Here is a 15,027-nt window from a genome sequence, read left to right as displayed (position 1 = left end):
CGCGGTGCGTGCCCAGGCAGCCCGTGGTCATACGCGAAGTGTCGGCCGGCTCGCTTGTTCGTGGACGGCTGTGCTCATCTGCGATGTCCCGCCAGGCGCACGACAGCGGTGGCCCGGACGCACGTCCGGGCCACCGCTGTCGCACGTTCCGCGGTGCCGTTCAGCTTCGCTGCGGAGTCGCCAGGCCGGTCGAGCACCAGGCGCGCAGAAACGCCGCAGTCGCCTCCAGCTGCCTGAGTCCCTGCGCGGAGGAGTCCTCGTAGATCCGCATGTCGACCTCGACCCCCGAGTGCGCCGCGCGGGTCGCGAGGGACAGCGTGTCGTCAAGGAGCATCTCCGTGCCCGCCGCGTGCAGCTGGATAGGCGGCAGGCCGTGGAGGTTGCCGTGCAGCGGGCTGAGCAGCGGCTGGCTGCGCGGTGTCGTGCCCGCGTACGCGGCCGCCCGGACGGACAGGGCCTCGGCGTCGAGCGTGCGGTCGGCGGCCGCGTTGAGCAGCAGACTGGACGCGTCCAGCGTGAAGTCCAGCACCGGTGACGACAGCACCGCACAGGACGGCGGAGCTGCCCCCTCGTCGCGCAGCCGCAGCAGCAGACCGGCGGCCAGGGCACCGCCCAGCCGCTTGCCGGCCAAGGCCGCAGGGCCGCGGTCGCGGCAGTGCTGCCAGGCGGCGTACACGTCCTCCAGAGCCTCGGGGAAGCGGAGCCGGTAGCGGGCGCACACGACCGCGTAGCCGGTGTGGCGGGCCAGTTCGCGGGCCGTGGGCACGGCGTCCTGAGGAGTGCCCGCGAGCCGCGGGTCGCCGTGCAGATACAGCACGGTCTGCTCCACGGCCGCGCCCTCGGGCCGCACCTCCGGCCCGAACGGCCCTTCCTCGACGTGGATCTCACCTGCCACGGGACATCACCTTCTCCGCCGCCTGCCAGTGTTCGTCGGACACCCAGAGCCGGGCGAAGGCCGCCGCGGCCTCCTGCGGGGGCCTGGCCCGGGTGGTCAGGTTCTTGATCTCGCGGGCCTGTGCGGTGGCGAGCGACCGCGCCGCCTCCCGCCATCCGCCGGCGAACCCGGCGCGGGGCAGCACCAGGTCCACCAGCCCCAGCCCCTCGGCCTCGGTCGCGTCCAGCACGCGCCCGGTGCCCGCCAGCAGCAGTGCCCGGCCCGGCCCCACCAGCCGGGCCAGCCGCTCGGCGCCGCCCCACGCGGGCACGATGGCGAGCTTCGTCTGGTTGAAACCGATGCGGATGTCGTCGGCGGCGACACGGATGTCGGCGGCGACCGCCACCTCCGCGCCGCCACCGAAGGCGTGCCCGTTGAGCGCGGCCACCACCGGGCCGGGGAAGGCGGCGATCCGGTCGCACAACGCCCGCATCCGCAGCGCCATCCCGGCCGCCTCCGCCTCGGTGCGCAGCCGCGCCAGCTCCTTGAGGTCGCCGCCGGACACGAACGCCTTGTCGCCCGCGCCGGTCACCACCAGCGCCCTCGCCCCCTCGGCCGAGTCCAGGGCCTTGTCGAGTTCGCCCATGGTGGCCGGGTCGATGGCGTTGCGGGCGTGCGGGCGGTCGATGGTGACGACGGCCAGACCGTCCTCGATTTCCAGGTCAACCATGCGTGGCCTTCCGGTCGAACGGGCGGGTGCCGATGGTCCGGCGGGTGCCGACGGCTCGGCGGGCATCAGTCCTCGTAGACGACGGTCACCTCGGCGGTCGTGGGTTCGGCCTGGCAGGTGAGCACGTAGCCCTCGGCGATCTCGTCGGGTTCCAGGGCGTTGTTCACCCGCATCTTGGCCTCGCCGACGGTCAGCCGTGCCATACAGGTGGCGCAGTCCCCGGACTCGCAGGAGAAGGGCGGGGTGAACCCGGCCCGGCGCGCGCTCTGCAGCAGGGTCTCGCCCACGCGTTGCGGCACGGTACGGCGCTGACCCCGCAGGTCGACGGTGACGGTGCCCGGGACGGGCTCGGCAGGCGTGTCGGCGGCTGCCACCGGCGTGAAACGCTCGACGAGGATCCGCTCGGTGGGTGTCCCGGCCGCGAGCAGGGTGCTCTCGACCAGTGCCATGAACGGCTCCGGCCCGCAGATGTAGTGGTCCGCGTCGGCGTCGGCGAGGCCGCGTATCTCGTCGGCGCCGACCAGTCCGTCCCGGGCGTCGAGGTGGTCGTGGAGGCGGAGCCGGCCGGGATGGCGTGCGGCGAGGGCGTCGAGTGCCCCGCGGAAGATGGCCGAGCCTTCGCTCTGATGGGCTGTCAGGAGCCGGATCGTGCGCGGTGTGGTGGCGAGTGCGCTCTTGACGAGGGAGAACACCGGGGTGATGCCGCTCCCGCCGGCGTAACCGACCAGCGGCCGGTCCGTCGCCTCCGCGCGCAGACAGAACGAGCCGCCGGGCCGGGTGGCCTCGAGACTGTCGCCCGGCCGCAGGTGGGCGTGCATCCAGCCGGAGACGAGCCCGCCCGGCACCCGCTTCACCGTCACGCACAGCTCGCCGTCGGTGTCGGGCGAGGACGACATCGAGTAACTGCGCAGCGTCCCGCACACCTTGAAGGTCAGGAACTGCCCGGCCCGGTAGGGGAACGGCGCGTCGAGGGCGAAGGTGCGTGTGTCCGGCGTCTCGTCGACGATCCGGGTGATCCGCACCGGATGGAAGCCGTGATCCCGTGCCATGTATGGAACTTACCTTCTCGCTATGGGAGAGTGCAATTCTCCTACAGGTGCAATGGTGACCGTGATGAGGAGAACTCCTGCCATGACGACGACTTCTCCCGGTGCTCTGCGGCCGTTGCCGCCCGGACTGTCCGCGCGTTACGAGGCCGAGGGCTGGTGGACCCGCGAGACCCTGGGCGGGCTGCTGACCGCCGGGCTGGCCACAGCAGGCGACGTGGAGTTCCGTGTGCACTCCGAGGTACGGCCGTGGGCGGGGACCTTCGCCGACGTCGAGCGGGTGGCGCGGCGGCTCGCCGCCGGGCTGCGGGCACGTGGGGTCGGCCCCGGCGACGTGGTCGCCATGCAGCTGCCCAACTGGATGGAGGCCGCAGCCGTGTTCTGGGCCTGCGCCTTCCTGGGCGCGGTGGTCGTGCCGGTCGTCCACTTCTACGGGCCCAAGGAGGTCGGCTACATCCTCGGCGCGACCCGCCCCAAGGCCTTCTTCGCGGCCGGGCGCTTCGGCCGGTCCGAGTTCCGCCCGGAGCTGTGCAAGGACGTCCCGGTCCTCGGCGTCGTCGGCCGCGACTTCGACACCCTGCTCGCGGACGAACCGCTGGCCGGCGAGCTTCCCGTCGACCCGGACGCCCCCGCGCTCATCGCCTTCACCTCGGGCACCACCCGGGACCCCAAGGGCGTGATCCACAGCCACCGGACGCTGGGCTACGAGACGCGCCAACTGGCCGCGAGCTACCCGCCCGACCGGGGGCGCCAGTTCACCGTGGCGCCGGTCGGCCACTTCATCGGCATGATCAACGCCTTTCTCATCCCCGTCCTCGACGGCTCCCCGGTCAACCTCGGGGACGTCTGGAACCCCGCCCAGGCGCTCGCGCTCATGCGGGCCGAGGGGCTCACGGTCGGCGGGGGAGCGACGTACTACATGACGAGCCTGCTCGATCACCCCGACTGCACGCCCGAGCACATCGCGCACCTCAAGTACGCAGGTCTGGGCGGCGCTTCCGTCGCTTCGGCCGTGACGACCCGGCTGGAGTCCCTGGGCATCGGCGTCTTCCGGGCCTACGGCTCCACCGAGCACCCGTCCGTGACCTGCACCCCCTACGACGGCCCCGCCGCCAAACGGCTGCACTCCGACGGACTCCCGCTGCCCGGCGTCGAGTTGAGGCTTGCCGAGGACGGCGAGATCCTCACCCGCGGCCCCGACCTGTGCCTCGGCTACACCGACCCCGCCCTGACCGCCGCCGCCTTCGACGCGGACGGCTGGTACCGCACCGGCGACATCGGCGTGCTCGACGCCGACGGATACCTGACCATCACCGGCCGCAAGGCCGACGTCATCATCCGCGGCGGCGAGAACATCAGCGCCCTGGAGGTCGAGGAGGTCCTGCTCGGGCTGCCCGGGGTGGCCGAGGCCGCCGTGGTCGCGGTCCCCGACCCTCGCCTGGGGGAGCGGGCCACGGCCGTCCTGCGCATGCGCTCCGGCTGGTCCGTGCCGGTCCTGGCCGAGGTACGGGTGCACTTCCAGCGGTCCGGGCTGGCCCGGCAGAAGTGGCCCGAGGAGATCCGCGCGGTCGACGACTTCCCGCGTACGCCGAGCGGAAAGGTGAAGAAGTTCGAGCTCCGCCGGAACATTGCCACTGCCGCACAGTGAGAATACGATTCTCAAGATTGGTGAAGGAGGATCTCATGCCCTCTCGCGCGCTCGCGTATCCGCTGTTCGACGCGGACAACCACCTCTACGAGACGCAGGAAGCGCTCACGAAGTACCTGCCCAAGGAGTACGACGGGGCCATCGAGTACGTGACCGTCCGGGGCCGTACGAAGATCGCGATCCGTGGGCAGATCAGCGAGTACATCCCCAACCCCACCTTCGACGTGGTCGCCCGCCCGGGGGCCATGGAGGAGTACTTCAAGGTCGGAAACCCGACCGGCAAGACCCGGCGGGAGATATTCGGCGAGCCGATGCGCTCCGTGCCCGCCTTCCGCGAGCCGGCCCCGCGCCTGGAGCTCATGGACGAGCTCGGCATCCAGCGCAGCCTGATGTTCCCCACGCTCGCGAGCCTCATCGAGGAGCGCATGAAGGACGACCCGGAGCTGATCCACACGGTCATCCACGCCCTCAACCAGTGGCTGTACGACACCTGGTCCTTCACCTACAAGGACCGCATCTTCACCGTGCCCGTCATCACCCTCCCGATCGTCGAGAAGGCCATCGAGGAGCTGAACTGGGTGGTGGAGCGCGGCGCCCGCGCCATCCTGGTCCGGCCGGCGCCCGTGCCCGGATTCGGTGCCACGCGCTCGTTCGCGCTGCCGGAGTTCGACCCGTTCTGGAAGCGGGTCGTCGAGACCGGCGTGCTGGTCGCCTTCCACTCCTCCGACAGCGGCTACGCCCGTTACGCCAACGACTGGGAGGGCAACACGCGCGAGTTCCTGCCCTTCAAGCCGAACGCGTTCCGCCAGGTCAACGAGTGGCGGCCGATCGAGGACGCGGTCTCGTCCCTGATCTGCCACGGCACGCTCTCCCGCTTCCCGGAGCTGAAGGTCGCGGTCATCGAGAACGGCGCCTCCTGGGTGGAGCCGCTGCTCGGCCGGCTCGCGGACGTGCACAAGAAGATGCCGCACGAGTTCCACGAGGACCCGGTCGAGGTCTTCCGGCGGAACATCCACATCAGCCCGTTCTGGGAGGAGGACATGGCCCACCTGGGCGACCTCATCGGCATCGAGCGTGTCCTGTTCGGCTCCGACTACCCGCACCCGGAGGGCCTGGCCGACCCGGTCACCTACGTCGACCACCTGGCCAAACTGACCGAGGCCGACAAGGCCAGGGTCATGGGCGGCAACCTGGCCCGGCTGATCGACGCATGACCGCGACGGTGCCGTGGCACAGCATCCCCGAACTGGTGCGCAGCGCCGCCGACCGGTTCGGGGACGCGGAGGCCGTGGTCGACGGCGACCTGCGGCTCACCTTCACCGACTTCGCCGATCAAGTCCGGCGCACTGCCGGGGCGTTCGCCTCGGTGGGCGTCCGGCCCGGTGACCGGGTCGCGGTGTGGGCGCCGAACTCGGCCGAGTGGGCGATCGCCGCGTTCGGCGCGCTCACCGCGGGAGCCGTACTGGTCCCGGTGAACACCCGGTTCCGGGACGAGGAGGCCCACGACATCGTCGTCCGCAGCGGCGCCAGGGTGCTGTGCGTCCAGAACGGCTTCCTGGACCGGGAGTTCACCGGACCGCCCGGTGTCCCCGTCGTCGACCTGCGGGCGGACGGGTTCCTCGGCTCCGGGGAGCCACTGGAGCACAAGGCCGGCGAGGACGACCTCGCGGACATCATCTTCACCTCCGGCACGACCGGCCGCCCCAAAGGCGTCATGACGACGCACGGCCAGACCCTCCGCCTGTACGCCGAGTGGTGCGACCTGGCCCGACTCCGCCAAGGCGACCGCTACTTGATCGTCAACCCGTTCTTCCACATCTTCGGCTACAAGGCGGGTCTGGTCGCCTCCATGATCCGGGGCGCGACCGTGCTCCCCGTCGCCGTCTTCGACGTGGAGCACGTCCTGGAGCTGGTGGAGCGGGAGCGGGTGACGATCCTGCCGGGACCGCCGACGCTTTACCACTCCCTCCTCCAGGCGGGCGAGAAGCACGACCTGTCGTCGCTGCGGGTCGCGGTGACCGGCTCCGCCGACATCCCCGTCGAACTGGTCCGCCGTATCACCACCGAACTGCCCTTCACCCACCTCATGACCGGCTACGGCCTCACCGAGGCGGGCACCGTCACCGCGTCCCGGCCCGGCGACCCGTACGAGGCCGTCGCCACGACCGTGGGCAGACCCTGCGAGGGCTTCGAGGTGCGCCTCGCCGAGGACAGGGAGGTCCTCGTGCGCGGCTACTCCGTCATGCTCGGCTACCTCGACGACCCCGAGGCCACCGCCGAGACCGTCGACCCCGACGGCTGGCTGCACACCGGCGACCTGGGCGAGATCGACGGCGACGGGCGGCTGAGGATCGTCGGACGCAAGAAGGACATGTTCATCGTCGGCGGCTTCAACGCCTACCCGGCCGAGATCGAGGGCTTCCTGCTCCGGCACCCGGCCGTCGCCCAGGCCGCCGTCATCGGCGTACCCGACGCCCGCATGGGCCAGGTCGGCAAGGCGTTCGTGGTGCCCCGCGGCACGGTGACGGAGGCCGAGCTGATCGCCTGGGCCAGGGAGCGGATGGCGGGCTTCAAGGTGCCCCGGCAGATCGAGTTCCGCACGGAGTTGCCGCTGAACGCCACCGGCAAGGTGATGAAGGACCAGCTGTCATGACCGACGACCCCCGTACCGCGTCCGGCATCCCGCTCAAGCCGGTCTACGGCCCCGCCGACCTGCGCGCCGAACCCCCGGACCCCGGCACCTTCCCCTTCACCCGCGGCAACTACCCGACCGGTTACCGCGGCCGGACCTGGACCCTGCGCCAGTACTCCGGCTTCGGCACCCCCGAGGAGTCCAACCGCCGCTACCGCTACCTCCTCGACCAGGGCGGCACCGGCCTGTCGGTGGCGCTCGACCTGCCCACCCAGTGCGGCTACGACTCCGACGACCCGGAGTACACGGACGAGGTCGGCCGCGTGGGAGTCGCTCTCGACACCCTCGCCGACGCCGAGATCCTCTTCGACACGATCCCGCTGGACCGGATCAGCACCAGCTTCACCATCAACGGCACGGCGGCCGTCCTGCTCGCCTTCTACGTCGCGGCCGCCGAGAGGCGCGGCATCCCGCGCGCCAAGCTGACCGGCACCATCCAGAACGACATCCTCAAGGAGTACGCCTCGCGCGGCACCTGGATCTGGCCCCCCGAGCCGTCGCTCAGACTCATCGCCGACACCATCGAGTTCTGCGCCGCCGAGGTGCCCCGCTTCAACGCGATCTCGGTCGCGGGAGCACACTTCCGGGACGCGGGCGCCAACGCCGTACAGGAGATGGCGTTCACACTCGCGGACGGAGTGACGTACTGCGAGACCGTGCTGGACCGCGGACGTATGACCATCGACGAGTTCGCCCCGCAGATCTCCTTCTTCTTCTACACGCACGGTGACTTCTTCGAGGAGATCGCCAAGTACCGTGCGGGGCGCAGGCGGTGGGCGACGATCGTGCGTGAGAGGTTCGGCGCGCGGACCGACAAGGCGTGCATGTTCCGCTTCGGCTGTGTGGCCGGCGGGGCCTCGCTGTACGCGCCGCAGGCCCGTAACAACACCGTGCGCGTCGCCTACGAGGCCCTCGCCTCCGTGCTCGGCGGCGTGCAGTCGATGTTCACCGCCGCCTGGGACGAGCCCTTCGCGCTGCCCAGCGAGGAGTCGGCGACGCTCGCCCTGCGTACCCAGCAGATCCTCGCCCACGAGACGGGGGTGGCCCGGGTGGCCGACCCGCTGGGCGGCTCGTACTTCGTGGAGGCGCTCACCGACGCCACGGAGGAGCGGATCGCCGGGATCATGGCCGATCTGGAGGCGCACGGCGGCATGGTCCGCTGCATCGAGGACGGCTACCTCCAGGGGCTGATCGCCGACGAGGCCTGGCGGCTGCACCAGGAGGTCGACTCCGGGCGGCGGCCGGTCGTCGGTGTCAACCGCTTCACCGCCGAGGAGCCCCCGCCCGACCTGGCCACCTACGAACTCGACGCCGAGGGGCGGGAACGGCAGCTCAAACGGCTCGCCCAGGTCAAGGCCGAGCGCAGCGCCGCCGCGGTACGGGCCCGCCTCACCGAGCTCAGACGCGCCGCCGAAGGAGACACCAACCTCATGCATCCTTTGATCGCCTGTGCCGACGCCTACTGCACGGTCGGCGAGACGGCCGGAGCCCTGCGCGAGGTGTGGGGCGAGTTCCGGCAGCCGGTGGTGTTCTGATGACCGCGCCGGTGCGGATCCTCGTCGCAAAGCCCGGGCTCGACGGGCACGACCGCGGGGCCAAGCTGGTCGCGCGCGGACTGCGCGACGCCGGGTTCGAGGTGGTGTTCACGGGCATCCGGTGGCGGGTGGCGGACATCGTCGCCACCGCCGTCCAGGAGGACGTGGCCGTGGTCGGCCTGTCGATCCTCTCCGGCGCCCACCTCACGCTGACCCGCCGCACCGTCGGCGGACTGCACGCGGCGGGCGCGCACGACATCCCCGTCGTGGTCGGCGGCACGATCCCGGCCGCCGACGTGGCGCTGCTGCGGGAGGCCGGAGCGGCGGCCGTGTTTCCCACCGGCACCCCACTGCCCGCCATCGTCGCGGACATCCGCGCCCTGACCGCCCAGGAGGGCTGACATGCGAGTCGGAGTGATGAGCGGCCCCGAGCGGGGCGACGCGGCGCACAAGGCGGCGCGCATGGTCGCCGACGCCCGCTGGGCCGAGGAGGCCGGCTTCGACACCGTGTGGGTGCCGCAGGTGCCCACCGACTTCGACGCCCTGACCGCCGTCTCCCTGATGGGGCAGGCCACTTCGCGCATCGAGCTGGGCACGGCGGTCGTCCCGGTGCACGCCCAGCACCCGGTGGCCCTGGCCCGGCAGGCGATCTCGGCCCAGGCGGCCGCCGGTGGGCGGCTCGCCCTCGGCGTGGGCGCCTCCCACCACTGGATCGTCCGCGACATGCTCGGCATCCCGTACGAGAAGCCGGCCGCGTACACCCGGGCCTACCTCGAAGTCCTCGACGCGGCGCTCAGCGGCGCGAGTTCGGTGGACGTCGAGAACGACGTCTTCCGCGTGCACAATCCGCTCACCCTCGCCCCGGTCGCCCCGCTGCCGGTCCTGGTCGCCGCCCTCGGCCCGGTGATGCTGCGCATCGCGGGCGAGTACACCGACGGCACCGTCCTGTGGATGGCGGACGAACGGGCTGTGGCCGAGCACGTCGTACCGGCCATCAGCAAGGCGGCGGAGGCGGCCGGACGCCCGGCCCCGCGTGTCGTCGCGGGCATCCCGGTCTGTCTCTGCGCGCCGCACGAGGTGGACACGGCCAGGGAGCGCGCCAACCGGATCCTCGGCGAGGCCGAGGTCTCGCCCAACTACCGACGGCTCCTGGAGTACGGCGATGCACGCGACGTCGGCGACCTGTGCGCGGCCGGCGACGAGGCGGCCATCGCGGCCCGCTTCCGGCGCTTCGCCGACGCGGGCGTGACCGACCTGTCCGTCCGCCTGCTGCCCATCGGCACCGGCCGGGACGAACTGGTCGCCTCCAAGCTCCGCACCCGGGACACGGTCGCGGCCCTCGCCGCGGACTTCCGGTGACCGGAGGGCCGGGCCCCCTGGCGGCGCTGCGCGTCCTGGAGGTCGGCCACATCCTCGCCGGCCCCTACGCCACCATGCTGCTCGCCGACCTCGGGGCACGGGTCACGAAGGTGGAGCCGCCCGGCGGCGACCTGTCCCGGCAGGTGTCCGACGCCTACTTCGCCAGCCTCAACCGGGGCAAGCGCTCGGTCCGCCTGGACCTGACCACGCCCGATGGACAGGACCGGCTGCACGACCTCGTGCGCGACTCGGACGCGCTGCTCGTCAACCTCAAGCCGTCCGCCATCCGTCGCTTCGGCCTCACCTACGAGGACCTGAAGCCCTACAACGAACGCCTCGTCTGCGTCGCCCTCACCGGCTGGGGCATGGACGCGGGCGACGAACCCGCCTTCGACTACGTCGTCCAGGCCGCCACCGGCATCGCCGCCCTCACCGGCGACCCGGACGGCCCGCCCCTGCTGCCCGGCTACTCCTCCGCCGACAACTCCGCCGGACTCGCCGCCGCGCTCGGCCTGCTCGCGCAGGTGGTCTCGGGGCGGGGCGGGCAGATCGAGGTCTCCCTGCGGGACGTGATGCTCTCCCAGCTCAACTACCACGCCTCGGCCTGGCTCAACGACTCGGTCGCCCCCCGCCGCCTGGGCGGAGCGCACTCCTACTACGTCCCCGCCCAGATCTTCCCGACCGCCGACGGCCATCTGGCCCTGTTCATCACCCACGACGGCTTCTGGCGCGCCCTCGCCGCCGAGGCCGGCGTCGAGGGCTTCCCGACGATGGCCGAACGCGCGGCGCGGCGCGACGAGGTGATCGCCGCGGTGACCAAGGCGCTGGCCGCCGACACGGCCGTCGGCTGGGAGGCCCGCCTGCGCCCGCTCCGCGTCCCCGCAGCGGCCGTCCGCACCCTTCCCGAGGCGCTGGCCCAGGCTCCCGACGCGGTGGTGGACGCGGGCGGCCTCCGGCTGGTCGGCAGTCCGTTCCGGGTCAGCGGCTACGAGCCGTCGTACGGGCGACCGCCGGGGTTGGGCGAGCACGGCGGCGCCGACACCGAGTAAGCGCTCCGAAGGATGCGCCGCGGCAAGTCGTCGATCGGCCGCGGCGCCGTCGTGGCTGGTCGCGCCCACGCAGCGGCAGCCGCATATCCAATACAGCCCCGCGCCCCTTCGGGGGCGCTACTGAACCGCAGCGGACTTCGATAGGCCCGCCTCGGAGTCACGGCATCCCGCCGTCCACCCGCAGTGTCGCCCCGCTGGTGTACGAGGACGCGTCCGACATCAGGTAGAGGGCGGCGCCCACGACCTCGCGCGGGTCCCCGATGCGGCGCAGGGCGTGTCCGCGGACTCCCTCGGCGAGTTGCTCCGGGTCCTGCTGCCAGCCGCGGGTGGCCCAGGTGTCGAACGGGCCGCACATCAGCGTGTTGACCCGCACCGCAGGGCCGAGCGCCTGCGCCAGCCCCACGGTGACTGCGTTGAGCCCCGCCTTGGCGGCCGCATACGGCACGATCGCGGGGCGCGGCCGGACCGAGCCGGTGGAGCCGACGTTGACGATCGTGCCGCCCCCGGCCTCGGCCATCCGGGCCCCGGCCAGCACGGCCAGCCGGAACGGGCCCTTGAGGTTGAGGCCCAGCACCGCGTCGAACATCTTCTCCGTGACGTCGGCCAGATCGTCGTAGACGGGAGACATCCCGGCGTTGTTGACCAGCGCGTCGAGCCTGCCGAAGCGTGCGTAGACGGCGTCGACCAGGCCGGGCAGCTCGTCCCAGCGGCCCACGTGGACGGCGTAGGGGAACGCCGTACGCCCCGTCTCCTTCTCGATCTCGGTGCTCACGGTGGCGCAGGCGTCGTACTTCCGGCTGGCGACGACGACGTCGGCGCCGCAGCGAGCCGCCCCGAAGGCCATGGCCCGCCCCAGTCCCCGGCTGCCGCCGGTCACGAGGACCACCCTGCCGGAGAGGTCGAACAGCTCGTCCGCGTAGCCCATGTCCGCCTCCTGGAGCGTTCTCGGCTATGAGAGTAGCGTTCTCAAATATGCAGAATAGCATTCGGGATCGCGACGCCGAGGCGCTGTTGGACGCCGGACTGACCCTGATGGTGTCGGGTGGTGGGCGCCGGCCCCGGGTGGCCGACATCGTGGCCGCCGCGGGGCTGTCGAACGACGCCTTCTACCGCTCGTTCGCGAGCAAGGACGCCCTGGTCGAGGCCATCGTCGAGCGCGGGGCGCGCACGCTCGTCGGGTATGTCCGGCACCGGATCGCGCGGGCGGCCGGGCGCGGCCCGGAGGCCCGGTTGCGGGCGGGGCTCGAAGCGGTCGTACGGCAGGCCGCCGATGCGGCCCTGGCGCGGCAGACCCGCGCCGTCCTGGCCAACGCCACCGGACACGCACCCCGGGCCTCGCACGTCACCGTCGCGCTGGTGGACGCCCTGGCCGCGCTGTTCGCCCAGCCGGCCGCCGAGCTGGGGTCCGGCGACCCGATGCGCTCCGCCCGGACCGCGGCCGGCGCGGTCGTCGCGGCCCTGCAGTACTGGCTGTTCACCGAGGAGGTGCCCGGACGCGCGGAGACCGAACACCTGGTCGGGTTTCTGCTCGCGGGCGTACGCGCTCCCGATCCCCGCAGAGGGTAAGTCCTGTTGCTGGACGCGAGAATGCCGTTCTGTTAATTTCAGAACGCCATTCTGAAGGAAGGTGGATGCGTCATGTGGGACTTCAGTACCGACGCCGCGTTCCAGGAGAGGCTCGACTGGGCCGCGGGGTTCGTCCGTGAGGAGATCGAGCCGCTCGACGTGCTGTTCCCGGGCAACGCCGAGCCCTACGACCGCGATAGCGAGGTCTTCCGGGAAGTGGTCCGCCCGTTGCAGCGGCAGGTACGCGAGCAGGGGCTGTGGGCCGCCCATCTGCCGCCCTCGCTCGGCGGCATGGGCATGGGGCAGGTGAACCTCGGACTGCTCAACGAGATCCTGGGCCGGTCCAGTTGGGCGCCCATGGTGTTCGGCACCCAAGCCCCCGACTCCGGCAACGCCGAGATCCTCGCCCACTACGCCACCGAGGAACAGCGCAAGGAGTACCTGGAGCCGCTGCTCGACGGGCGGATCGTGTCCACCTTCGCCATGACCGAGCCGACCGGTGGCGCGGACCCCGGCGGCTTCACCTGCCGTGCCGTCCGGGAGGGCGGGGAGTGGGTGATCAACGGCGAGAAGTGGTTCGCCTCCAACTACCCCCATGCGGCCTTCGTCATCGCCATGGTGGTCACCGACCCCGACGTGCCCGTGCACAGGGGCGCGTCCATGATCCTGGTCCCGGCCGGCACGCCCGGCATGGAGATGGTGCGCGGCACGGGCATGGCCGGGGAACCCCTCGGCGAGGGTGTCCACGCCTATCTGCGGTTCACCGACTGCCGGGTGCCGGCCGCGAACCTGCTCGGCGAGCCCGGCTCCGGGTTCCTCATCGCGCAGACCCGCCTCGGCGGCGGCCGGCTGCACCACGCGATGCGCTCGGTCGGCCAGTGCCGGCGCGCCCTGGAGATGATGACCGAGCGGATCGCCTCCCGGCGCACCCGCGGCGGCCCGCTCTCCGACCAGCAGGCCGTGCGCCACCAACTGGCCGACACCTGGGTGCAGATCGAGCAGTTCCGGCTCCAGGTCCTGCACGCCGCCTGGCAGACGGACCGGGCGGCCGGGACCGGCGACCCGGCCGACGCCCGCCGGGCCCGGCTGCACGTCTCCGGCGTCAAGGTCGCCACGCCCAAGGTCCTCGTCGACGTCGCCTACCGGGCCCTGCACCTGCACGGCGCGCTCGGTGTCTCCAACGAGCTGCCCCTGGCGAAGATGTGGAACTCGGGCCCGACCCTCGGCGTCGCCGACGGCCCCACCGAGGCCCACCAGGACGTCATCGCCCGGCTGTTGCTGAAGGACGCCACCCCGGCGGACGACCAGCTGTTCGGCTCGGCCCATCTGCCCACCCGGCTGGCCGCGGCCCGCGCGAAGTACGCGGACCGCCTGAGGGGAACGGCGGTGACCCGATGAGCACCCGGGAGACGCACGGCACCGACGACACAGCGGCCGACCTCGACCGCCTCAACTCCTGGTCCGGCCTCACCGATCTGCCTGGCGACGGCCCCGTCACCGCGCTCGAACCCCTCACTGGCGGCGCGCAGAACCTCCTGTTCGTCCTGCGCCGGGCCGACGGCGCCGAACTCGTGCTGCGCCTGCCCGGCCGGCACCTGAAGGCCGGCGCCTCCGACGCCTTCCGCCGCGAGGGCCGGGTCCTGGGAGCCCTCGCCTCGACCGACGTACCGCACCCCCGCCTGTACGCGAGCGTGCAGGACGAGGCGGTGTTCGGCGCGCCCTTCTCCGTCCTGGAGAAGATCGACGGCTTCATGCCCCGGGGGCAGTTGCCCGGCCGGTACGGCGAGGATCCCGAGTGGCGGCGCGAGGTCTCCTTCGCCCTTGTCGAAGGCGCCGCACGGCTGGCCGCGGTGGACCCGGACGCGCACGGTCTGGCCGACCTCGGGCGTCCGGAGGGCTGGCTGGAGCGGCAGACCCCCAAGTACCTGAAGGTGCTGCACGGTTACCGCGCCGACCCGGCCTATGCGGAGAGCGAGAACCCGCACGTGGACGCCGTGGCCGACTGGCTGGTCGCGCACGCGCCGAAGCAGGGCGCGACCGGGATCGTCCACGGCGACCTGCAGTTCGCCAACGTCATGTTCGCCCACGACGCCCCGCGCCTCGCCGCCATCGTCGACTGGGAGATGGCCTCCCTGGGGGACCCGCTGCTCGACCTGGCCTGGATCCTCACGGCCTGGCGGGAGCCCGGCGACCCGCCCGGCAGCGCACCCCAACTGCAGCCCTGGGACGGCATGCCCTCCCGCGCCGAGCTCGTCGCGTACTACGCCGAGCGGACCGGCCGGGACGTGTCCGCGTTCCGCTGGTACCAGGTGCTGGCCTGTTTCCGGCTCGCCGCGCTGCTGGAGGGCAGCCATGCGCGTGCGCTCGCCGGGAAGATGAACCCCAAGCTGGGCGTGGCGTTCCATGCCTACGCGGGTTGGCTGTGGGCCAAGGCTCGTCAGGAGATGGCCGCTTGAGCGGTCCGCCGGGAGTGCCGCGGGCTGTAGTCGGTTCTCCGCGGCACCATCGTGGCTGGGCGCGCTGTTCCC

Annotated in this window: 14 protein-coding genes; 10 read left to right on the top strand and 4 right to left on the bottom strand. The window is 72.2% G+C overall.

Annotated elements, in window-relative coordinates; translation table 11 throughout:
• Window positions 1-160: 160 nt before the first annotated feature.
• The 3 genes from ACFWPS_RS49820 to ACFWPS_RS49810 all read right to left on the bottom strand — a co-directional run bounded on the left by ACFWPS_RS49820 (window position 161) and on the right by ACFWPS_RS49810 (window position 2,653).
• Window positions 161-895 carry an alpha/beta hydrolase fold domain-containing protein gene (locus ACFWPS_RS49820; protein ID WP_383719946.1) on the bottom strand — a complete coding sequence of 245 codons (735 nt, stop codon included), beginning with the start codon at window positions 893-895 and terminating at the stop codon, window positions 161-163.
• Window positions 885-1,604 carry an enoyl-CoA hydratase/isomerase family protein gene (locus ACFWPS_RS49815; protein WP_383719944.1) on the bottom strand — a complete coding sequence of 240 codons (720 nt, stop codon included), beginning with the start codon at window positions 1,602-1,604 and terminating at the stop codon, window positions 885-887. Before ACFWPS_RS49815 ends, ACFWPS_RS49820 begins: the two co-directional genes overlap by 11 nt.
• Before the next feature lie 65 nt (window positions 1,605-1,669).
• Window positions 1,670-2,653 (bottom strand): 2Fe-2S iron-sulfur cluster-binding protein, encoded by a 984-nt coding sequence (locus ACFWPS_RS49810; protein ID WP_383719941.1) that lies wholly within the window; start codon window positions 2,651-2,653, stop codon window positions 1,670-1,672.
• Window positions 2,654-2,735: 82 nt separating this feature from the next.
• Here ACFWPS_RS49810 and ACFWPS_RS49805 point away from each other — a divergent pair, with 82 nt between their 5' ends.
• The 7 genes from ACFWPS_RS49805 to ACFWPS_RS49775 are packed head-to-tail and all read left to right on the top strand — an operon-like array spanning window position 2,736 to window position 10,933.
• Window positions 2,736-4,298: an AMP-binding protein gene (locus tag ACFWPS_RS49805; protein WP_383719938.1), complete on the top strand. Its 1,563-nt coding sequence runs from the start codon at window positions 2,736-2,738 to the stop codon at window positions 4,296-4,298.
• Window positions 4,299-4,333: 35 nt separating this feature from the next.
• Entirely contained in the window at window positions 4,334-5,512 is a 1,179-nt protein-coding gene (locus tag ACFWPS_RS49800) for an amidohydrolase family protein (RefSeq protein WP_383719935.1), read from the top strand.
• The gene (locus ACFWPS_RS49795) at window positions 5,509-6,951 is read left to right on the top strand and encodes a FadD3 family acyl-CoA ligase (protein ID WP_383719934.1); all 1,443 of its coding nucleotides are present in this window, start codon (window positions 5,509-5,511) and stop codon (window positions 6,949-6,951) included. The genes ACFWPS_RS49800 and ACFWPS_RS49795 overlap by 4 nt, the downstream gene beginning before the upstream one ends.
• Window positions 6,948-8,525: a methylmalonyl-CoA mutase family protein gene (locus tag ACFWPS_RS49790; protein WP_383719931.1), complete on the top strand. Its 1,578-nt coding sequence runs from the start codon at window positions 6,948-6,950 to the stop codon at window positions 8,523-8,525. The genes ACFWPS_RS49795 and ACFWPS_RS49790 overlap by 4 nt, the downstream gene beginning before the upstream one ends.
• Window positions 8,525-8,926, top strand: coding sequence for a cobalamin B12-binding domain-containing protein (locus ACFWPS_RS49785; RefSeq protein ID WP_383719928.1), 402 nt, complete (start codon window positions 8,525-8,527; stop codon window positions 8,924-8,926). Before ACFWPS_RS49790 ends, ACFWPS_RS49785 begins: the two co-directional genes overlap by 1 nt.
• A 1-nt stretch (window position 8,927) precedes the next feature.
• Window positions 8,928-9,884: a TIGR03564 family F420-dependent LLM class oxidoreductase gene (locus tag ACFWPS_RS49780; RefSeq protein WP_383719926.1), complete on the top strand. Its 957-nt coding sequence runs from the start codon at window positions 8,928-8,930 to the stop codon at window positions 9,882-9,884.
• On the top strand, window positions 9,881-10,933 hold the full coding sequence (locus tag ACFWPS_RS49775) for a CaiB/BaiF CoA transferase family protein (RefSeq protein ID WP_383719924.1): 1,053 nt from the start codon (window positions 9,881-9,883) through the stop codon (window positions 10,931-10,933). Before ACFWPS_RS49780 ends, ACFWPS_RS49775 begins: the two co-directional genes overlap by 4 nt.
• A 157-nt stretch (window positions 10,934-11,090) precedes the next feature.
• On the opposite strand, the gene ACFWPS_RS49770 is transcribed toward ACFWPS_RS49775, so the two are convergent.
• Window positions 11,091-11,858 carry an SDR family NAD(P)-dependent oxidoreductase gene (locus tag ACFWPS_RS49770; protein WP_383719920.1) on the bottom strand — a complete coding sequence of 256 codons (768 nt, stop codon included), beginning with the start codon at window positions 11,856-11,858 and terminating at the stop codon, window positions 11,091-11,093.
• A gap of 47 nt (window positions 11,859-11,905) precedes the next feature.
• Between ACFWPS_RS49770 and ACFWPS_RS49765 the strand changes: the two genes are divergently transcribed.
• From ACFWPS_RS49765 to ACFWPS_RS49755, 3 genes are all read left to right on the top strand, one after another.
• Complete coding sequence (locus ACFWPS_RS49765; RefSeq protein WP_383719917.1) at window positions 11,906-12,499, top strand: TetR/AcrR family transcriptional regulator; 594 nt, start codon at window positions 11,906-11,908, stop codon at window positions 12,497-12,499.
• Between the two features lie 72 nt (window positions 12,500-12,571).
• On the top strand, window positions 12,572-13,897 hold the full coding sequence (locus ACFWPS_RS49760; protein ID WP_383719914.1) for an acyl-CoA dehydrogenase family protein: 1,326 nt from the start codon (window positions 12,572-12,574) through the stop codon (window positions 13,895-13,897).
• Window positions 13,894-14,955 carry a phosphotransferase family protein gene (locus ACFWPS_RS49755; protein WP_383719911.1) on the top strand — a complete coding sequence of 354 codons (1,062 nt, stop codon included), beginning with the start codon at window positions 13,894-13,896 and terminating at the stop codon, window positions 14,953-14,955. Before ACFWPS_RS49760 ends, ACFWPS_RS49755 begins: the two co-directional genes overlap by 4 nt.
• The last annotated feature ends 72 nt before the right edge of the window (window positions 14,956-15,027 follow it).

This window comes from Streptomyces sp. NPDC058457, from assembly GCF_042720695.1.
Taxonomy (GTDB): Bacteria; Actinomycetota; Actinomycetes; order Streptomycetales; family Streptomycetaceae; genus Streptomyces.
Note: the sequence above shows the minus strand (reverse complement) of the source record. Positions and strands in the feature narration are given on the sequence as shown.